Below are 19,043 nucleotides of genomic sequence, written 5' to 3' on the forward strand. Positions count from 1 at the left end.
CAGTTGGCGGCTCGGTCGGACTATCCGCTGCATCTGGGTGTGACGGAGGCGGGTCCGGCGTTCCAGGGCACGATCAAGTCGGCGGTGGCGTTCGGAGCGCTGCTGAGTGAGGGGATCGGGGACACGATCCGGGTTTCTCTGTCGGCGCCGCCGGCGGAGGAGGTCAAGGTCGGTATCCAGATCCTGGAGGCGCTCGATCTGCGTCAGCGGCGGCTGGAGATCGTGTCGTGTCCGTCGTGTGGTCGGGCGCAGGTGGATGTGTACAAGTTGGCGGATGAGGTGACGGCGGGTCTGGAGGGCATGGAGGTGCCTTTGCGGGTCGCGGTCATGGGGTGTGTGGTGAATGGTCCGGGTGAGGCCCGTGAGGCCGATCTGGGTGTGGCGTCCGGCAACGGCAAGGGTCAGATCTTCGTGAAGGGCGAGGTCATCAAGACGGTGCCGGAGTCGAAGATCGTGGAGACGCTCATCGAAGAGGCGATGAAGATCGCCGAACAGATGGAGGACACCGGGGCGGTATCGGGTCCGCCCGCCGTCACCGTGAGCTGAACCGGCAAGTGAAGGGGGTCCGACCGTGACGATTCTGGAGAGCATCAGGGGGCCGCGCGATCTCAAGGCGCTGACCGACGAGGAAATCGAGGAACTCGGCAGAGAGATCAGAGAGTTCCTGGTCCATGCGGTGGCCCGAACGGGGGGCCATCTCGGCCCCAATCTCGGCGTGGTGGAGCTGACCGTCGCTCTGCACCGCGTCTTCGACTCGCCCGTCGACCGCATCCTGTGGGACACCGGTCACCAGAGCTATGTGCACAAACTGCTGACCGGCCGTCAGGACTTCTCCAAGCTGCGGGGCAAGGGCGGGCTTTCCGGTTACCCCTCCCGCGAGGAGTCCGAGCACGACGTCATCGAGAACTCCCACGCGTCCACCGTGCTCGGCTGGGCCGACGGATTCGCCAAGGCGCACCAGGTGCTCGGCTCCACCGGCCATGTCGTGGCCGTCATCGGGGACGGCGCGCTGACCGGAGGCATGGCCTGGGAAGCGCTGAACAACATCGCCGCGGCCAAGGACCGCCCGCTCATCATCGTCGTCAACGACAACGAGCGTTCCTATGCGCCCACGATCGGCGGCCTCGCGAACCACCTGGCCACCCTCCGTACGACCGACGGTTACGAACGCTTTCTCGCCTGGGGCAAGGACGTCCTCCACCACACCCCGGTCGTCGGCAAACCGTTGTACGAGTCCCTGCACGGGGCCAAGAAGGGCTTCAAGGACGCCTTCGCCCCGCAGGGGATGTTCGAGGACCTGGGACTGAAGTATGTGGGGCCCATCGACGGGCACGATGTGGCCGCGGTCGAGTCGGCGCTGCGGCGGGCCGCCCGCTTCCACGGGCCCGTCCTGGTGCACTGCCTGACCCAGAAGGGCCGCGGTTACCAGCCCGCCGTCGAGGACGAGGCCGACCGGTTCCACACGGTCGGCGTGATGGACCCGCTCACCTGCGAGCCGCTCACGCCCGCCGACGGGCCGTCGTGGACGTCGGTGTTCGGTGACGAGATCGCCGAGATCGGTGCGGAGCGGCCGGACGTCGTCGCGATCACCGCCGCGATGCTGCACCCGGTCGGACTGACCCGGTTCGCCGAGCGCTTCCCGGACCGCGTGTGGGACGTCGGGATCGCCGAGCAGCACGCCGCCGTCTCCGCGGCCGGACTCGCCACCGGCGGACTGCATCCCGTCGTCGCCGTCTACGCCACCTTCCTCAACCGCGCCTTCGACCAGCTGCTGATGGATGTCGCCCTGCACCGGTGCGGCGTGACCTTCGTCCTGGACCGGGCCGGGGTCACCGGCGTCGACGGGCCCTCGCACAACGGCATGTGGGACATGTCGATCCTGCAGGTCGTCCCGGGCCTGCGGATCGCCGCTCCGCGCGACGCCGAGCGACTGCGGCAGGAGCTGCGCGAGGCCGTCGCGGTGGACGACGCGCCGACCGTGCTGCGCTTCCCGAAGGAGACCGTCGGCGAGCCCGTCGAGGCCCTCGACCGGGTCGGCGGGATGGATGTCCTGCACCGTGCGGAGGACCCCGAGGTCCTGCTGGTGTCCGTGGGCACCCTCGCCTCCGTCTGTCTTCAGGCGGTGGACCTGCTCCACGGTCGCGGGATCCGCTGCACGCTGGTGGACCCGCGGTGGGTCAAGCCGGTGGACGAACAGCTCCCACCGCTCGCCGCGGCGCACCGGCTGGTGGCCGTGGTGGAGGACAACAGCCGGGCCGGCGGCGTCGGTTCGGCCGTGGGACAGGCGCTCCGGGACGCGGGAGTGGACGTGCCGCTGCGCACGTTCGGCATCCCCGAGCAGTTCCTCGCCCACGCCAAACGCGGCGAGGTGCTCGCCGACATCGGCCTCACACCGGTGGAGATCGCGGGACGGATCAGTGCCGCCCTCGTGCCTAAGGAGAACTGAGGAATGACCGAGCCGCTCAAGGCATGCGAGCAGCCTCCCGGCGCGGAGCCGCCCAAGGGCTTCGACCTCGCGAAGCTGCTGGCCGAGCGCGGGGCCGAGCGCTACGACCTGCATCTGCGGCACCTCAATCACCAACTGCCGCGCATGCTGCACACCATCGGCTTCGACAAGGTCTACGAACGCGCCGAAGGCGCCTACTTCTGGGACGCCGAGGGCAACGACCACCTCGACATGCTCGCGGGCTTCGGGGTGATGGGACTCGGCCGCCATCACCCCGTCGTCCGCAAGGCGCTGCACGACGTGCTCGACGCCTCGCTCGCCGATCTCACCCGCTTCGACTGCCAGCCCCTGCCGGGGCTGCTCGCCGAGAAGCTGCTGGCGCACAGCCCGCATCTGGACCGGGTGTTCTTCGGCAACAGCGGTACGGAAGCGATCGAGACCGCACTGAAGTTCGCCCGCTACGCCACCGGCCGCCCAAGGGTGCTGTACTGCACCCACGCCTTTCACGGGCTGACCACCGGATCCCTCTCCGTCAACGGCGAGGCGTCCTTCCGGGACGGGTTCGCCCCGCTGCTGCCCGACACCGCGGTCGAGCCCGGCGACCTCGCCGCACTGGAACGCGAGCTGAAGCGCGGCGACGTCGCCGCCCTGGTGGTCGAGCCGATCCAGGGCAAGGGGGTCATCGAGCCCCCGCCCGGGTTCCTGCGCGCCGCTCAGGACGTGCTGCGCCGCCACAAGGCGCTGCTGATCGCCGACGAGGTGCAGACCGGCCTCGGCCGTACCGGCGACTTCTACGCCTACCAGCACGAGGACGTCGAGCCGGACCTCGTCTGTGTGGCGAAGGCGCTCTCCGGCGGCTACGTGCCGGTGGGGGCGACCCTCGGCAAGGACTGGATCTTCAAGAAGGTCTACTCCTCTATGGACCGGGTCCTCGTGCACTCGGCGAGCTTCGGCTCCAACGCCCAGGCGATGGCCGCCGGGCTGGCGGTCCTGTCGGTGATCGAGGACGAGCAGGTCGTGGCGAACGCCCGGGCGACCGGTGATCTGCTGCGGTCCCGGCTGGCCGCGCTCGTCGACCGGTACGAGTTCCTGCACGAGGTACGCGGACGCGGTCTGATGATCGGTATCGAGTTCGGCCGGCCCGATTCGGTCAGGCTCCGCAGTCGCTGGACCATGCTGCAGGCGGCCCGCAAGGGTCTGTTCGCGCAGATGGTCGTCGTGCCTCTGCTCCAGAAGCACCGCATTCTCACCCAGGTCTCCGGTGATCATCTGGAGGTGATCAAGCTGATTCCGCCGCTGACGATCGGCGAGCGGGAGGTCGACCGGTTCGTCGCCGCCTTCACGGCCGTGATGGACGACGCGCACGCCGGCGGACTGATGTGGGACTTCGGCAAGACCCTGATGAAGCAGGCAGTCGCCAACCGCTGAGCTTTGCCTCTGAGGCAAGAAGTTTGCCTCAGAGGCACTTTCTCTGGCCCAATGGACGCATGACCAGCCACGCGGGAGAGTCGCCGGGCGCGCTGCCCGATGTCGCGCCCCGGCTGCGCGACCTGCGCCGCCGCCGAGGGCTCACCCTGGAAGCAGCGGCGCAGCGAGCCGAGCTGTCACCCGCCCATCTCTCCCGGCTGGAGACCGGCCGCCGGCAGCCGTCGCTGCCGATGCTGCTCGGTCTCGCCAGAATCTACGGTACGACCGTCGCCGAGCTTCTCGGCGAGCAGGCGCCCGAGCGTGAGCCGGTCATCCGGGCCGGTGCGCGCCAGCCCACCACGGCGGACGGCTGGACCTACCACCAGGCCGGCGGATCCGGCCGCGCGATGCAGGCCCTGCGGGTGGTGGTGCCGTACGGGGCCCAGGGCGACCTGGTGCGGGTGCATCCGGGCGAGGAGTGGATCCACGTCCTCGACGGACGGCTGCGGCTGAGCCTCGGCGACACGGTCCATGAACTGGCCCCCGGGGACAGCGCGCACTTCGACTCGCTGACTCCGCACCGCATCGCGGCGGCCACCCCGGAAGGGGCCGAGCTGCTGTTCGTGCACACGCTGCTGCAGAGCCCCGATCTGCATCCGCACGCCTGATCCGGGCACCCTCCGCACCACTGAGCCGAAAGCGAGACCGTCGTGTCCGAGAGCAACGAGGAGAAGTCGTTTCCCCGGGGTCTGGTGATCCGGCTCTTCGCGTACCTGGTGGCGGGCCATGTGTTCGCCGGGTTCCTCTATCTGCTGTTCACCGTCGCGGAGTAGGTCCGTGCCTTCACTCGGCAGGGCTCACGCCTCGTCGAGGAGCCGGGCCCGCAACTGCTCACGCGTCTCGGGGCTCACCTTCAGGCCCTCGGTGAGGTAGCGGTCGGTCGTGCCCCAGGTCTGGTCGATCGTGTCGAACGCGGCGTGCAGATACGAGGAGCGTGCGTCGAAGAGAGGGCTCAGCAGCTCCATCACCTCCGGCGACATGCCGGCGGGGGAGTTGTCCTTGCGCCGGACCACGTAACGCCGGTGCGGGTCGTTGGACTTGAGGTAGTCCGCCTCGATCGCCTCGCGCTCCACGCCGATCGCCATCAGTGACACGGCGATCGACAGCCCCGCGCGGTCCTTGCCGGCGGCGCAGTGCATCAGGGCCGGCACGCTGTTCTCGGCGAGTGCGTGCAGCACCCGGCTGTGCTCGCCGGTGCGTTGCGTGATGATCGTGCGGTACGAGGCGGACATCCTGTCGGCCGCCTTGCCGTCCGAGAGGATCGAGCGCAGCTGGTCGATGTTGCCCTCGCGGACCATCTTCCAGAACTCCGCGCCGTCGGCCGGGTCGGTCAGCGGCAGATTCAGATTGCGTACACCGGGAAGCTCGACGTCAGGGCCTTCCAGCCGCATGTCCGCCGCGTTGCGGAAGTCGAAGATCGTGTGCAGGCCGAGCGTCGTGAGGAACGAGGCGTCGGCCGCGGTCGCGTTCGCGAGATGGCCGCTGCGGAAGAGCATCCCGTGCCGCACCTGCCTGCCGTCCACGGTCGGCAGACCACCCACGTCCCGGAAATTGCGCACACCGGCCAGCTCGGGCTCGGTCGACGGGACCTGCGGCAGCTGCTGCGTCACGTGAGCTCCTGAAGTCACTGCGGTCGGCCCGGTCGCCGACGACGGCGTGTTTCGACGATACGACATGGATTCGTTGGGCAATCATCTCGGCCCCGACCCCGCAGAGGCGTTGCACGGGCGGTGCTCCGCGTCGGATGATGTGCGGGCCTGTGCGGACCTGTGAGTATCTGAGGGGTCGGGATGATCGAGAGCGTTGGCAAGGGTCGTACGTGGGTTCTCTCCGGACCGACGAGCAGCTATGCACTGCACCTCACCGACGACGACGAGCTGCTGCATCTCCACTGGGGGCCACGCATATCCGGTGCGGACGCCGAGGCGCTCGCGGAGCAGGGGCTGCCGCCCTACTGGCCGTTCGAGTCTCCGCTCGACGGGCACGAGGAGTACCCCGTCGAGGGCGGCCCCCGGTTCGTCCGCCCCTCCCTCTCCGTACGCACACCCCAGGTGCGCGGCACCGAGTGGGTCTTCGCCGACGCCTCCGAGGACGGCGACGAGCTGCGGCTGCGCTTCACGGACGCCGTGCACGGGCTCGGACTCACCCTCCACCACCGCATGCGGGACGACGCCGATGTGATCGAGCGCTGGGTGACGGTCGCCCATGAAGGGGACGGTCCGGATCTCGAGCTGCTGCGGGCCGACGCGGCCACCTGGACGCTGCCGCAGCGCGACGCCTGGCGGCTGAGCCAGCTGCACGGACGGTGGGCGGCCGAGTCCCTGCTCGTACGGTCTCCGCTCACCTACGGCGAGAAGGTGCTCAGCAGCCGCCGCGGCCACACCGGCCATCAGCACCTCCCGTGGGTCGCGCTCGACGCGGGCGGGGCGACCGAGGAACAGGGCGAGGTCTACGGCTGCGCGCTCGGCTGGTCCGGGTCCTGGCGCATCAGCGTCCAGCAGTTGCCCGACGGCTCGGTGCAGATCACCGGCGGGGCCGGCTACGACGACTCCGGACTGCTGAAGCTCGCGCCCGGGCAGAGCTACACCTCACCCGTCTTCGCGGGCCTGTGGAGCGCCGAGGGGTTCGGCGGCGCCAGCCGTGCCTGGCACACGTGGCAGCGCGCGCGGGTGATCCCGGACGCCGCCGCCGACCGGCCCGTGCTCTACAACTCCTGGGAGGCCACCAACTTCGACATCTCGGAGGACCAGCAGCGCGCGCTCGCCCGGCGGGCCGCGGACATGGGCGTCGAGCTGTTCGTGGTCGACGACGCCTGGTTCGGGCAGCGGACGAGCGATCGCGCCGGCCTCGGCGACTGGACCCCCAACCCGGACCGCTTCCCGAACGGTCTGCGGCCGCTCGCGGACGAAGTGCACGACCTGGGCATGCAGTTCGGCATCTGGGTCGAGCCGGAGATGGTCAACGCCGACAGCGGTCTCTACCGGGCGCACCCCGACTGGGTGCAGCACCACCCCGGACGGACCAGGACCGAGCTCCGCAACCAGCTCGTCCTGAACCTGGCCCGCCAGGACGTGCAGGGCTACCTGTGGGAACAGTTGGACACGCTGCTCACCAGCGCACCGATCGACTACGTGAAGTGGGACTTCAACCGCTGCTTCACGGACGCCGGCTGGCCCGGTGAGGACTATCCGCAGCGGTTGTGGGTGGAACACGTCGACGCCCTCTACGCGCTTCTGGAGCGGCTGCGGGCCGCACACCCCGGTGTGGCGTTCGAGTCCTGCTCCGGCGGCGGCGGCCGGATCGATCTGGGCATCCTCTCCCGCACCGACCAGGTGTGGACTTCGGACAACACCGACCCGCTGGACCGGCTCGCCATCCAGGACGGCTTCACCCAGATCCACCCCGCGCGGGTGATGGCCGCCTGGGTCACCGACAGCCCCAACGTCCAGCTCAACGGGCGGTTCAGCAGTCTGCGCTTCCGCTTCGTCAGCGCGATGGCGGGTGTGCTCGGGGTGGGTGGCGACCTGACCGAGTGGACCGAGGAGGAGCTGACCGAGGCGCGCGACTGGGTGGAGCTCTACAAGAAGATCCGGCCGGTCGTGCAGCACGGAGACCTCTACCGGCTGCGGGCGCCGGAGGGCGGGCTCAGCGCCGTGCAGTACACGCGCGGGGACGAGACCGTCGTCCTCGCCTGGCTCCAGGCGCAGCACTACGGCGAGCAGCCGCCGCGGCTGAGGCTGCGCGGTCTCGACCCGGCCGCCGCCTACCAGAGCCCGGACACGGCGCAGGTGCACCGGGGATCGGTGCTGCTGCACCACGGGCTGCGGACCGGGCTGACGGGTGACATGGACGCCACGGTGATCAGGTTGCGCCGAATTGGCTGATACCGCTCACCATTATTTGCATCTGGGTTTTCTGTCCGAATTGAACTGTTCGCCATAGCCTGCCCCGTCTGGAATAGAGATGGGAAAAGGCCCGTGAGCAGGATCTCATTCGTGACGGACCGTGGCGGATCCGCCGGCCAGAACTGCGACATCAGAAGGAAGTTGACGCTCCTTCGTCCACGGAGTGTGACCGGAATTTCCCGTCCGATATGCATGTGGCCCGTGATCGGAAAAAGAGGTGGCTTGTTCCCGTCCGCAATGCTCGCTTACGGTCACGGCAATCCGGACGGACCGCCTAATCCTGCCGCCGACCGGAATACCCACCCACCCACGTGTGGCAGGAGCGGGGGACCCAGGTAGTACGCCGTCCGGTGCTCCGGACGGCTCGGGGTGAAGTCACGCAGCAACGTGACCGGGCATCTCCAGCCCGAACCCGACAGCTCACCTCGCCGGCGCCGGAGAGGAATGCGCCATGCCCGGAAAGGGTAAGCACCGCCGTCCCAAGTCCCGTTCCATCTCCCGCGGTTTCGTCGCCGCGGGCACCGGTGGCGCAGCCATCGCCCTCCCGCTGATGGGTGCGGCAGGCGCCCACGCCGCGGACAAGGCCGCTCCCGCCGCGGCCCCGGCCGTCGCTCCGCAGAAGGCGGCCGCGGCTCCGGCCGCTTCCACCGCGCAGAAGCAGGCCGCCCCCACGTCGTACCGCGTCGTCGCCGGTGACTATCTGTCCAAGATCGCCGCCGAGCACGACGTGCGCGGCGGCTGGCAGAAGCTGTACGCGGACAACCGCGCCGCCGTGGGCGACGACCCCGCGCTGATCCACCCGGGCCTCAAGCTCACCCTCGGCGCCAAGGCCGAGGAGCGGCCCGCCGAGAAGCCGGCACAGAAGGCTGCGCCCGCGAAGCCGAAGGCCTCGGACACCGAGGACCGCGCCTCCCGCGGCGAGTCCCGCGCGAGCGAAACGGCCTCGAAGGCCTCGACGAGCGACTCGGCCGAGTCCGCGCCGCAGGAGAACGCCTCCGGCTACTCCGCGCCGCTGGACTCCGCCGCCGTCACGACCCCCTACCGCGCTTCCGGCGCCATGTGGTCCAGCGGCTACCACACCGGTATCGACTTCGCCGCGTCCACCGGCACCACGGTCAAGTCCGTGGGCCCGGGCAGCGTCGTCTCCGCCGGGTGGAGCGGTGCGTACGGCAACGAGGTCGTCATCCAGCACACCGACGGCACCTACTCCCAGTACGCCCACCTCTCGTCGCTGACCGTCTCCGCGGGTCAGAACGTGAGCGGTGGACAGCAGATCGGCCTCTCGGGCTCCACGGGCAACTCCAGTGGCCCGCACCTGCACTTCGAGATCCGCACCGGCCCGAGCTACGGCTCGGACATGGACCCGGTGTCGTACCTGCGCCAGCACGGCGTTTCTCTCTGACGTACGCACAACGTCCGAATCCCCTCGTACCGACCATTTCGGCACGAGGGGATTCGGCGTATTCCGCGCTTGTCGAAACTTGACCGGTGGCAAAGATCACGCACCGTCAACCCCTCCTTACGGTCGCGTAGGCCACACCCGTGAGGACAGGATGAGTCCTTGTGGCAGACGATTCGAGAACAGACGAAACAGGCGCAATCGGGTCGTACGCGGCGATCGGTGACAGCTTCACCGAAGGCGTCGGGGACCCGGGACCGGACGGGGCGTTCGTCGGCTGGGCGGACCGGTTCGCGGTCCTGCTCGACGACCGGATGCCCGAACACACCTTTCGCTACGCCAACCTCGCCGTGCGTGGCCGGCTGCTCGACCAGATCGTCGCGGAGCAGGTGCCGCGGGCGAAGGAACTCGCCCCCGACCTGGTGACGTTCTGCGCCGGCGGCAACGACATCATCCGCCCGGGCAGCGACCCCGACCATGTGGCCGAACGATTCGAGCGGGCCGTCGCCGACCTCACGGGCGCCGTCGGGACGGTGATGGTCACCACCGGGTTCGACACCCGCGGTGTGCCGGTGCTGCGCCATCTGCGCGGCAAGATCGCCACGTACACGGCCCATGTCCGGGCCATCGCCGACCGCTACGACTGCCCGGTGCTCGACCTCTGGTCGCTCAAGTCGGTCCAGGACAGGCGGGCGTGGGACTCCGACCGGCTGCACCTGTCGCCCGAGGGCCACACCAGGGTCGCCTTGCGCGCCGCCCAGGTCCTCGGAATCGATGTGCCCGCCGACCCGGACCAGGAGTGGCCGGTCCTGCCGCCGCGCGCTCCCTTCGCGGTGCGCCGTGACAACGTCCAGTGGGCACGCGAGCACCTGGTGCCGTGGATCGGCCGCAGGCTGCGCGGCGAGAGCTCGGGTGACCACGTCGAGGCGAAGCGCCCGGACCTGCTGCCGTTGTGACACGGGCGGCGGGGAACGGCTACCGGTCGGCCTGTCGGGCCGGGATCCGCTCCAGCACCCCGCCCGCGAACACGTCGTACAACGGCAACGACTCCAGGTGGACATAGCCGATGTGGCAGTCGCAGACGGCCAGCGGACAGGCGCGGGGACGCAGCGCCTGCCGGTAGGTGCCGTCGTAGAGGTTCCCGAGCTCGTCCGGGACGAAGTGGCAGCGGCGTACCGTGCCGTTCCCGTCCACCGAGACGACCGATTCGCCCGTCCGGCAGGGGAGCCCGGCCGAGCGGTGCGGATGGCGGCTGTAGGCGAACAGCGGGTCGAGCTCGGTCCACTCGGCGGCCTCGGCGTGGGTGTAGGTGTGGCCCTCCGCCGCGTTCACCCAGAGATAGACATGGTCGGGCAGCTCGGTGCGGAGCCGGCGGGCGTGCTCCAGGTGTTCGGGGAACCCGACGACTCCGACGCTGAAGCGGACCCCGCGCTCGGACAGATCCCGGCATTTGCCGAGGAAACGGTCGTACGGTGTCTGGCCCGGATGGTAGGTGCACCAGAGCGCCAGGGCATCCGGGTCCGCGTCCGCGAGCCAGTCGGTACGGCAGCTCAGGTTCGTCTGGATCGCCACCCGCCGGACCTGCGGGAGCCGTGACAGATCGACGAGCGCCCTGCGGTACCAGGAACGGACCAGGCCCTCGCCCCAGGGCGTGAACAGCACCGCCAGACGGTCGTCGGTCTGCTCGGACACCCATCCGGCGAAGCGTTCCAGAGCGGCCCGGTCCGCACGCAGCTGCTCGGTGCGCTCCCGCCGCTTCGCGAACGGACAGTAGAGGCAGTCGTAGTCGCACGAAGCGAGCGGGCCCCGGTACAGGAGGGTCAGATCCATGTGCGGCTCACCTCGGTTCATACGCGGCCATGGTGGCGCGCACCGCGGGCGAGAAGAGCTCCGGACCGAGCGCGTCGGAGTGCGCCAGGCCCTCGGCGCTGAGCCGCAGCCGGTCCGGTGCCGCGGTTTCGTCGAGCCAGCCGAGCGACGCGAACCGCTCCAGCTCTTCGCCGAAGTCATGGGCAGGGTGGCGTCCGAACCGTTGCCGGTAGCCGTCTACCTCCATGCCCTCCGCCTGGAGAAGCGACTGCAGCAGATGGCGGCGGCGGGCCTCGGACTCGTCGATCCGGCGGCCGACCTCGGCACGGCCGAAGTTCTCGGTGGCCGTGTAGTCGTCGATGATTCTGCGGACCTGGTGCATGTCCACGGCGTAGTCGAAGGAGTAGTGCAGGGCGGAGGTGTAGGAGCGGGCGCCGCAGCCGAGGCCGATCATGCCGTCGGTCTGGCAGGCGTGGTCGTCCGCGCCCTGCGCAGGCGCTCCCTTGCGGCGGAACATCCGCATCGACACCTGCTCGTATCCCTCGGCGAGGAGATGGTCACGGCCCTCGCGGTACAGCTCCAGCCGCTGGGCGTCCCATGCCTCGTCACCGGCCGCCGCTCGACGGCCCAGACCCGTGAGCGGTCGGACGTACAGCGGATAGAGATACAGCTCCTCCGGTTCCCAGGCGAGCGCTGCGTCCAGCGAACGGCGCCAACTCGTCGGGGTCTGGCCGTCTATGCCGTAGATCAGGTCGATGTTGAGGACGGGGACGCGGGCGTCGCGGATGCGGGACAGCGCGGACTCCACGTCGGCGCGGCGCTGCGGGCGGACGGCGGCCCGGGCCTCCTGGTCGTCGAAGCTCTGTACACCGATGCTGAGCCGGGTGGCGCCACGGCCGGCGAGGACGGCGAGCCGGTCCGCGGTCGCGGTGGCCGGAGAGGTCTCCACGGACAGCGGGACGGCGCGAAGATGAACGCCGGTCCTCTTCTCGGCGATGTCGCACAGCCGGTCCAGCTCGCCGGCGGTGAGGAAGGTGGGTGTGCCACCACCGAAGGCCGCGGCGGCGAACCGCACCGGATCCCGGTCCCCGAGCGCGTCCCGGACAGCGGTCGCCTGGCGGTCCAGCGCGTCGAGATAGCGGGTGCTCAGCTCGTCGGGAGCGCCGATCCTGGTGAAGAGATTGCAGAAGCCGCAGCGGACCTCGCAGAACGGTATGTGCAGATAGAGGGAGAGCGCGTCCTTGCGCTCCGCCGACCACAGCTCGCGCAGCGAGGGCCGGTCGGGGAGCGGACGGTACGCCGTCTTGTGCGGATACGCGTACACGTAACTCTGGTACGGGCGTGGGCGGTTCACCGGTGGGCTCATACGTCGGCCCCTTCGAGGAAGAAGTGGGCGTACGGCACGGTCCAGACGGCCTCATGACCGAGACGGTGCCCGGTGTAGCCGTCGTCCCCGTAGGCCGTGCCGTGGTCGGAGCAGACGATGGCGAAGCAGCGCCGGCGGCTGCGGGCGGCGGCGAACAGCCGGCCGATGTGACGGTCGACGTACTCCAGGGCGGCCGCGTGGCTCTCCCGCGTGTCGCCCGACTCCCGGGTGGCGCCCGGGAGATGGAACCAGTTGGGCTGGTGCAGCGAGGGAACGTTGACGAACAGGAACAGGCGCTGCTCGTGGGCGAGCCCGGCGACGATCTGCTCGGCACGCGTCACCTGCGCCTCGAAGGAGGTGGGCGACGCGACCCCGAATTCCGGCTCCCAGTGGCTCTCCTGGAACATCCCCGGGAGGACGGAGCCCAGCGGGCCCTGTCCGTTGAAGAAGCCCACTCCACCGACGCACACCGTGCGGTAACCGGCCTGCGCGAGACCGGATACCAGGTCGGGAGTGTCGAAGACGTAGGTCCGGGGGGCGGTTGTCTCACTGCCCGCGAAGCGTGCGGCGAACAGTCGCGGATGTGGTCCCGGCGCGGCCGGGGTCGGCAGGAAACCCGCGAAGATCGCCTGGTGGGAGGCGTAGGTGAAGCTGCCCGGCGCGTGCCGCTCCTGCCAGCGCCCGCCGGGCAGATGACGGGCCAGATGGGGGATGCGGCCGGCGGCCGCGAGCTCGGCGGCGACGTCGAAACGCAGCGTGTCGAGGGTGACGAGCAGCAGATCGTCGCGCCCGACGACCTCGTTCATGTCCGGGTCTGGGGCCGGGTTCTGGGCCGGTACTGGGGCCGGGTTCTGGGCCGGTGCTGGTGTCGGGGTCGCGGCCGGGGCCGGGCTCGTGTGCAGGATCCCCGACGTCGGGCGGGCGGTGGTGTCAGGCGGTGGCACGGTGCACGTTCCTTCTTCTGCCGGGATCGGCGGCTCTGCGTACGGCGGTGATCTGCGCCGAGTAGGTGTCCTGGCCCTCCGCACCACTGCCCGGCAGACCCGTGAGGCCCGGCAGCAGGTCACCGAAGGCATTGACCTCGCCGACGGCGAAGCGGCGCCATCCGGTGGTGGGCAGCACATCGACGCCCACCCTCAACGAGTCGGGGAAACAGCCCGCGGCCCGCTCGCACAGCTCCAGCATGCCGGGCCAACTGCTGCCCGCGGCCTCGCTCGCGGCCCGGGCCGCCGTCAGATCCCCGCGTGACCCGCCGAGGTGGAGGTTGGTCATGGGGGACCGACTCGTTCTGACGACCGCGTGGGTGGCGCGGCCCGCGACGACGACCACCCGCAGGTCGGCCGACCTGCCGAACTGTGAGGCCTTGGGCAGCCAGCGCTCGATGTGCAGACCGTCCGGCGCGAGGGCGTCCACGAGCGCCGCCACCTCGCGCTCGGTCGAATAGCGGCGTACGCGCAGGGAGTTGAACAGCCGGCCCTGATCGTCCCGCTCCACGGAGGTGGTCGCCTGCACCCTGCCGCCGCCGGCCGTCTCCACGGCGAGCACGCCCGACGCCGAGGAACCGTGGGCGAGCTTGACGAACATCCGGCGCAGCCCGGTGTCCTGCTGCAGGGCACGGACGTCCTCCCAGCCGCCTACCCTCGGTGAGGCTTCGCCGGACGTGGGCGAGTCGGGCACCGGAACCCCGGCTTGCCGCAACACTCCGTGACAGCGTCTCTTGTCGAAGAGCACGGCCAACTCATCCGGGTCGTCCAGCAACGTTGCTCCGGCATCCGTCGCGAGCTCCGCCACGGTCCTCGCGGCCCGCACTAACCCCTCGTACCAGCGGGCCGTACCCTCGACCCTCGCCGTGTCGTCCAAGCCCCGCAGCTCCCGGTCCACCACCGGATCCTCGCCGGGTGACTCGATGCGGACCCACTCGCCGGGGCGGAACCGTGCCCGGCCGCGCAGCACGTCGATCCACGGCACGGCGCGCACGTCGGACAGACCGCCGGCACGCGCCGCGTCCTGGAACAGGGTGACGCGGCGGTTGCCGGCGATGCCGACCACCGCGAGCCGCGGCGAGGGCCGCACCGATGTCACTCCGCCACAGCCGTGTAGCGGTCCTCCCGGCCTTCAGCGCTCTCGTCCTCGGACAGGTCGACCTCCACGCCGTCCGCCCCGAGTGCGCCGGCCAGCCGGTCGGCCATCGGCTTGCTGATGAAGTGGTGATGCAGGTCCAGCTTCTTCAGATGCGAGAGCGGCTGCCCGTTCAGCAGGGCTTCGGCACCGTCGTCGCCCAGCGTCCCCATCGAGAGATCGAGGGTCTCCAGCCGCGCGACGACCGGGGCGCCGGCCACCGCCACGGCGACCTCGTCCTGTATCTCGCTGTTGCGCAGGGCCAGGTGCTTCAGGGAAGGAAGCCGGGTGCCCGCGAGGATCGGTTCCAGATCGGACACATCGGCGTTCGCGCCGTACCAGGAGGTGCCGAGCCACAGGTCGAGGTGCTCCAGGGCGGGCAGATCGCTCGCCGCCACCCCGCGCACCACGCCCGCGTCCAGCCCGCCCGCCTCGATGGTGAGCGAACGGAGCTTGTCGTGCCGTACAGCGGGGAAGGCAAGCCCTTGACCGCCGCGGACCCCGAACTCCAGCAACTCGGGATAGGCGTCGAGCAGCGGCGTCACCAGCCCCTGGTTGATCCAGGAGATCTCGCACTCCTCGTACGTGATGTCGCCGACGAACAGCGCCCGCAGGCGCGGAAGTCGCTCGCGGGCCTCGACCAGCGCCGAGACGATGGGCTCCGGACCGGAGTCGAACGCCTCGCTCCACGGCCCGACGACCAACGCCCGCACCTGCGTGGTGTCCACCGCGCCCAGGAAGCGGGCGAAGGCCTCCTCCCACTCCTCCTCGCTGTCGTACGAGTCGACCGCTATCCGCCACGCCACGGAAGGCACGCTCGGCAGTTCGACCTTCGACCCGGCGTCGGGGAAGTCGAACACGGGCAGGCCGTGCAGCTCCTGCAGATGCTCCGAAATGGTCATGCGGGCTCCAGACACCGGACGGTGCGGTCGGGACGGCGTACATCGCTGACGATCAGAGTTCTACCAAGCCGCACTGACAACGCTCCCCGCGGGGCCGGGCCGACCGAGGCCGCGCTACCGGGCGAGGGTGGCTGGACCGGGGCCCGGTCGCCGTGCGGGGGCCGGTCCGGGCGGCGTTGTCAGACCCTGCCTCTAGCGTCGGTATCAGCTTCGGCGCACTCGGCGCCGGGAGTGAGGGGAGAGCCATGTACCGGCAGGGAGATGTGCTGATCGTGCCCGTCGCGGAGGAGGCTGTGCCGTCGCACATCGCCGACACCCCGGGTGAGGCCCGGGACGGGCGGGGCCGGCTCGTCCTCGCGCTCGGCGAGGTGACGGGCCACGCCCACGCGGTCACGGGGCCGGGCCGGCTGGTGCGCGAACCGGGGCCGTTCGGTCCGATGCTTCTCCAACTGCCGGAGGGTGGCCGTGTGGTGCACGAGGAACACGCGGCGATCACCCTTCCCAAGGGCTCGTACCGCGTCGTGCGCCAGCGCGAGTATCTGCCGGGCGCGGTGCGCATCGTCGCGGACTGAGCGACGAGCGGGACGTCAGACGCGCGGACGCACAGCCGCGCAGGCATACAGACACAGGCGCCAAGCACCAGGCACACAGACACAAGGCACCAAGCACCAAGCACCAAGCACCAAGCACAGAGAAGCAGCGACACCGCCGGACAGGGGACGGGGAAGAACATGCAGGACGTGGAGATGTGGCGGGCTGTGGCGACGGCTACCGGCCCGGCGGACCGGGCCGCCGCCGAAGAGGGGCTGCGCCTCGCCTACCGCACCGCGGGGCTCCCGGAGCCGAAGCGGATCATCTGGGCGGCCTCGCCCCGGACGGGTGTGAGCGAAGTGCGTGCCCTCGAGGGCGCCGGACGGTCCGTCCGCGACGAGGTGCGCACCAGGCCCTGGGCTGAAGAACGCCGCCGTGTCCACGACGAGTTGGGCCCAGCGGGCTGGACGGAGCTGTGGAGCGTGACCGGCGCCCGGCTCTGGGACGGCACCCGTGCGCTCGCCGAGCGGATACGGACTGGCGTGGTGGACGATCTCGTCGCCCGAGAGCCGGCCGCGGCGCCTGCGGACACGGCGTCGCAGGGCGCCGCGACGCGGGCCGCCGAGACCGGGATACGGCTGACCCTGCTGGACGCCGTGCTCGGACAGCACGACGCGGCCTGGCTCGCCGCTTTCGACGGCCGCAGCGAGCGGCTCGAAGGGCTCGCCCGTGTCGCTCGTCAGGCTTGCTGGTGGTGGCCGTTCGAGAAGGCGGTGGTGATCTGCGAACGGCCCGTCGAGCTGCACCGGGACGAGGCGGGCCGCCTCGACCGCGGCGAAGGACCCGCGCTCGCCTTCTCCGACGGATTCGCTCTCCACGCATGGCGGGGCATGCCCGTGCCCGCCGCGTTCCTGCGGGAACTCCCCTCGCTCACACCCGAGCGCATACGCACCGAGGAGAACGCGGAACTGCGCCGGGTGATGCTCGAGTACTACGGCTACGACCGCTACCTCGCCGAGTCGGGCGCCCAGCCGGTCCACACCGACGAGGCCGGCACGCTGTGGCGGATCGCGTTGACCGACGACGAGGACGTGGTGATGGTCGAGGTGCTCAATTCCACCCCGGAGCCGGACGGCACGCACCGCACCTACTGGCTGAGGGTGCCGCCCACCACCCGGACCGCGAGGGAAGGCGTGGCCTGGACGTTCGGCCTCGCGGAGGAGGCGTACGAACCGCTGCTGCAGACCTGAGCGGACCGGACGTGTGCGGATGGGACCTGGGGCGGACCGGACTTGAGCGGATCGGACGTGTGAAGATCGGCACTGAGCGGACCGGCCCCGGGCGGATCGGGCCGGCTCCGGCCTGACCGGCTCGGACTTGAACTGTTCCCGTCCGACCTGTTCATGCCTGGCCGGCTCAGGCCTGACCTGCTCAGACCTGTGCCGCCCGGATCTGCTTCTCGCCGATCAGTGCGGTGCTGCCTTCGCCCGTACAGGCGTGGGCACCGGCGAGCGCTCCCAGCCGGGCGCACTCCTCCAGGTCGCGTCCGCCCAGCCGGCCGTAGAGGAAACCGCTGACGTAGGCGTCTCCGGCGCCGTTGGAGTCGACCACGCGGCCGGGCGGGGCGACTGCGGGCACGGGTCGCGGCGTGCTGCTGCCGTCGCGGGTGAGGAGATAGGAGCCGCCTGCTCCGGCCGTCGCGACCACGGCCTGGGCACGGCCGTCGCGCAGGATCTTCCGCATCACTGACGCGATGCGCTCACCCGCCCCCGCGGCGCTGAGGAAGACGAGATCGGCACGCAGGGCGAACTCCCGCTGGTGGTCCGCCAGTCCGTCCCAGTCGTGCAGATCGGTGGAGACGGGGACACCGAGTTCCTGGATGTCGTCGAAGAGGAAGCGGGCGAAGTTCACGATCGACAGATGGACATGGCGGGCTCGCCGCAGATGAGGGAGGTAGGCATCGCGCGGCATCCGCAGATCGGCGGGGTCGCGGCCGTCGTAGAACGACATGCGGTGGCCCGACGGATCGACCAGATTGACCGCCCGGCGGGTTCCGGCGGGGGATATCAGCGCCTCGAAGGCGACATCACCGGCGGCCAGTCGTTCCCGGACCTGGTGGCCGGGCCAGTCGTCGCCTATGTAGTCGAGGAGGGTGACCTGCAGACCCAGGGCCCGGCAGCCCAGGGCGACATTGCCACCTGTGTGGCCGGGCCATTCACGGATGGGGCCGACACCGAGCGAGTCGGAGAGCGGTACGGGCAGCGTGTCGACACGGACGACCGTGTCCACACCGGTGCCACCGATGACGAGTACGTCGGGGGGTGTATCGGAGGGAGGCGCATCGAGGGAGGAAGCGGAGAGAGGGACGGTATGTTCCGTTTGGCGCTGCGACAGGTGCGACACAGTTGCCCAGTATGGCCGTTGGGACTTCTGTGGTGCAGGTGTTGACCGGTCAGCCGGTGCGGCGTTGTCCGGTCAGCGGGTGGCGGCTGCCAGTTCCGTGCGGTCCAGGCCGAGTTCACGGGCGAGCGCTTCGTCGGTCCACTCCAGCATCGCCGCCCGGGACAGCGAACCGGCGTACGACGTCATCTGTACGGCGAGACCGTCCAGGAACGCGGTCAGTCGCCACGCCGCCGCCGCCGGATCGTCGCAGGGGAACTCACCCTCGGCCGCGCCCTGAGCGATGACCTCTGTCAGAGCGGCCTTCCACTGCTGGTCGAGGTCACGGGCGACCTCACGGAGCGCCGGCTCGCGCAGCGACGCCGCCCAGCTCTCGATCCACAGCCGCCAGCCCTTGGCGGTGCCGGTGGGCGCGTACCAGCGGACGGCTGATCGCAGTCGGCGCACCGCGGTCGTACGCCGGCCCAGCAACTTGCGCAGATGGGTCAGATCGCCGTCTGCGGCATGCGCGAAGGCCGCCGCGACGAGCTTCTCCTTGGTCGAGAAGTGGTACAGAACCAGCGCGTTGCTCACCCCGAGGGACGCGGCCACGTCGGCGATGCGTACGGCCGCGACACCGCGCTCCTCGATCTGCGCGACGGCAGCACCGAGAAGCTCCTCACGTCGCTCCGCCACGCTCAACCGGACTCTTGCCACGTTC

Annotated in this window: 18 protein-coding genes and 1 riboswitch; of the genes, 10 read left to right on the forward strand and 8 right to left on the reverse strand. The window is 70.3% G+C overall.

The features are described from left to right. The 5 genes from ABTX78_RS23480 to ABTX78_RS23500 all read left to right on the forward strand — a co-directional run. Positions 1–546 (forward strand): flavodoxin-dependent (E)-4-hydroxy-3-methylbut-2-enyl-diphosphate synthase (locus ABTX78_RS23480; RefSeq protein ID WP_352208749.1); only part of this gene is annotated, 546 nt, incomplete at its 5' end. Between the two features lie 25 nt (positions 547–571). Beyond that, on the forward strand, positions 572–2,446 hold the full coding sequence (gene dxs / locus ABTX78_RS23485) for a 1-deoxy-D-xylulose-5-phosphate synthase (RefSeq protein WP_352208750.1): 1,875 nt from the start codon (positions 572–574) through the stop codon (positions 2,444–2,446). Positions 2,447–2,449: 3 nt separating this feature from the next. Further along, a complete protein-coding gene (locus ABTX78_RS23490; RefSeq protein ID WP_352208751.1) occupies positions 2,450–3,874 on the forward strand; it encodes an aspartate aminotransferase family protein in 1,425 nt (474 codons plus the stop codon). A 59-nt stretch (positions 3,875–3,933) separates the two neighbouring features. Further along, complete coding sequence (locus ABTX78_RS23495) at positions 3,934–4,521, forward strand: helix-turn-helix domain-containing protein (RefSeq protein WP_352208752.1); 588 nt, start codon at positions 3,934–3,936, stop codon at positions 4,519–4,521. A gap of 42 nt (positions 4,522–4,563) precedes the next feature. After that, positions 4,564–4,686, forward strand: coding sequence for a DUF6126 family protein (locus ABTX78_RS23500; protein WP_352208753.1), 123 nt, complete (start codon positions 4,564–4,566; stop codon positions 4,684–4,686). A 24-nt stretch (positions 4,687–4,710) separates the two neighbouring features. On the opposite strand, the gene ABTX78_RS23505 is transcribed toward ABTX78_RS23500, so the two are convergent. Further along, a complete protein-coding gene (locus tag ABTX78_RS23505; RefSeq protein WP_352208754.1) occupies positions 4,711–5,523 on the reverse strand; it encodes a tyrosine-protein phosphatase in 813 nt (270 codons plus the stop codon). Between the two features lie 180 nt (positions 5,524–5,703). Here ABTX78_RS23505 and ABTX78_RS23510 point away from each other — a divergent pair, with 180 nt between their 5' ends. The 3 genes from ABTX78_RS23510 to ABTX78_RS23520 all read left to right on the forward strand — a co-directional run bounded on the left by ABTX78_RS23510 (position 5,704) and on the right by ABTX78_RS23520 (position 10,173). Beyond that, positions 5,704–7,797, forward strand: coding sequence for an alpha-galactosidase (locus ABTX78_RS23510; RefSeq protein WP_352208755.1), 2,094 nt, complete (start codon positions 5,704–5,706; stop codon positions 7,795–7,797). 315 nt (positions 7,798–8,112) lie between these two features. Then, positions 8,113–8,265, forward strand: a riboswitch (cyclic di-AMP (ydaO/yuaA leader). A 4-nt stretch (positions 8,266–8,269) separates the two neighbouring features. Further along, positions 8,270–9,220 (forward strand): M23 family metallopeptidase, encoded by a 951-nt coding sequence (locus ABTX78_RS23515; RefSeq protein WP_352208756.1) that lies wholly within the window; start codon positions 8,270–8,272, stop codon positions 9,218–9,220. A gap of 161 nt (positions 9,221–9,381) precedes the next feature. After that, complete coding sequence (locus ABTX78_RS23520) at positions 9,382–10,173, forward strand: SGNH/GDSL hydrolase family protein (RefSeq protein ID WP_352208757.1); 792 nt, start codon at positions 9,382–9,384, stop codon at positions 10,171–10,173. 19 nt (positions 10,174–10,192) lie between these two features. Here the strand turns inward: ABTX78_RS23520 and ABTX78_RS23525 are convergent, their stop codons facing one another. The 5 genes from ABTX78_RS23525 to ABTX78_RS23545 all read right to left on the reverse strand — a co-directional run bounded on the left by ABTX78_RS23525 (position 10,193) and on the right by ABTX78_RS23545 (position 15,412). Beyond that, entirely contained in the window at positions 10,193–11,047 is an 855-nt protein-coding gene (locus ABTX78_RS23525) for an STM4011 family radical SAM protein (protein WP_352208758.1), read from the reverse strand. Positions 11,048–11,054: 7 nt separating this feature from the next. After that, on the reverse strand, positions 11,055–12,392 hold the full coding sequence (locus tag ABTX78_RS23530; RefSeq protein WP_352208759.1) for an STM4012 family radical SAM protein: 1,338 nt from the start codon (positions 12,390–12,392) through the stop codon (positions 11,055–11,057). Further along, positions 12,389–13,198 (reverse strand): STM4013/SEN3800 family hydrolase, encoded by an 810-nt coding sequence (locus ABTX78_RS23535; protein ID WP_352208894.1) that lies wholly within the window; start codon positions 13,196–13,198, stop codon positions 12,389–12,391. The genes ABTX78_RS23530 and ABTX78_RS23535 overlap by 4 nt, the downstream gene beginning before the upstream one ends. A gap of 124 nt (positions 13,199–13,322) precedes the next feature. Beyond that, a complete protein-coding gene (locus tag ABTX78_RS23540; protein ID WP_352208760.1) occupies positions 13,323–14,465 on the reverse strand; it encodes an STM4014 family protein in 1,143 nt (380 codons plus the stop codon). 5 nt (positions 14,466–14,470) lie between these two features. Further along, positions 14,471–15,412, reverse strand: coding sequence for an STM4015 family protein (locus ABTX78_RS23545; protein WP_352208761.1), 942 nt, complete (start codon positions 15,410–15,412; stop codon positions 14,471–14,473). A gap of 245 nt (positions 15,413–15,657) precedes the next feature. On the opposite strand from ABTX78_RS23545, the gene ABTX78_RS23550 reads away from it, so the two are divergent. Both ABTX78_RS23550 and ABTX78_RS23555 read left to right on the forward strand, forming a co-directional pair. Next, on the forward strand, positions 15,658–15,984 hold the full coding sequence (locus tag ABTX78_RS23550) for a DUF8820 family protein (protein WP_352208762.1): 327 nt from the start codon (positions 15,658–15,660) through the stop codon (positions 15,982–15,984). Between the two features lie 159 nt (positions 15,985–16,143). After that, the gene (locus tag ABTX78_RS23555; RefSeq protein WP_352208763.1) at positions 16,144–17,193 is read left to right on the forward strand and encodes a DUF6745 domain-containing protein; all 1,050 of its coding nucleotides are present in this window, start codon (positions 16,144–16,146) and stop codon (positions 17,191–17,193) included. Between the two features lie 181 nt (positions 17,194–17,374). Here the strand turns inward: ABTX78_RS23555 and ABTX78_RS23560 are convergent, their stop codons facing one another. Then, positions 17,375–18,232 (reverse strand): carbohydrate kinase family protein, encoded by an 858-nt coding sequence (locus ABTX78_RS23560; RefSeq protein WP_352208764.1) that lies wholly within the window; start codon positions 18,230–18,232, stop codon positions 17,375–17,377. 186 nt (positions 18,233–18,418) lie between these two features. Then, positions 18,419–19,039 carry a TetR/AcrR family transcriptional regulator gene (locus tag ABTX78_RS23565; protein ID WP_352208765.1) on the reverse strand — a complete coding sequence of 207 codons (621 nt, stop codon included), beginning with the start codon at positions 19,037–19,039 and terminating at the stop codon, positions 18,419–18,421. Positions 19,040–19,043: the final 4 nt, after the last annotated feature.

It is taken from the genome of Streptomyces sp. NPDC096193 (assembly GCF_040302905.1).
GTDB lineage: Bacteria > Actinomycetota > Actinomycetes > Streptomycetales > Streptomycetaceae > Streptomyces.

Bases quoted from the DNA above. Each gene is read 5' to 3' on its own strand.
- ABTX78_RS23490 (WP_352208751.1), top strand. From the start codon at position 2,450: ATGACCGAGCCGCTCAAGGCATGCGAGCAGCCTCCCGGCGCGGAGCCG.
- ABTX78_RS23495 (WP_352208752.1), top strand. From the start codon at position 3,934: ATGACCAGCCACGCGGGAGAGTCGCCGGGCGCGCTGCCCGATGTCGCG.
- ABTX78_RS23510 (WP_352208755.1), top strand. From the start codon at position 5,704: ATGATCGAGAGCGTTGGCAAGGGTCGTACGTGGGTTCTCTCCGGACCG.
- ABTX78_RS23515 (WP_352208756.1), top strand. From the start codon at position 8,270: ATGCCCGGAAAGGGTAAGCACCGCCGTCCCAAGTCCCGTTCCATCTCC.
- ABTX78_RS23525 (WP_352208758.1), bottom strand. From the start codon at position 11,047: ATGGATCTGACCCTCCTGTACCGGGGCCCGCTCGCTTCGTGCGACTAC.
- ABTX78_RS23530 (WP_352208759.1), bottom strand. From the start codon at position 12,392: ATGAGCCCACCGGTGAACCGCCCACGCCCGTACCAGAGTTACGTGTAC.
- ABTX78_RS23535 (WP_352208894.1), bottom strand. From the start codon at position 13,198: ATGAACGAGGTCGTCGGGCGCGACGATCTGCTGCTCGTCACCCTCGAC.
- ABTX78_RS23545 (WP_352208761.1), bottom strand. From the start codon at position 15,412: ATGACCATTTCGGAGCATCTGCAGGAGCTGCACGGCCTGCCCGTGTTC.
- ABTX78_RS23550 (WP_352208762.1), top strand. From the start codon at position 15,658: ATGTACCGGCAGGGAGATGTGCTGATCGTGCCCGTCGCGGAGGAGGCT.
- ABTX78_RS23555 (WP_352208763.1), top strand. From the start codon at position 16,144: ATGCAGGACGTGGAGATGTGGCGGGCTGTGGCGACGGCTACCGGCCCG.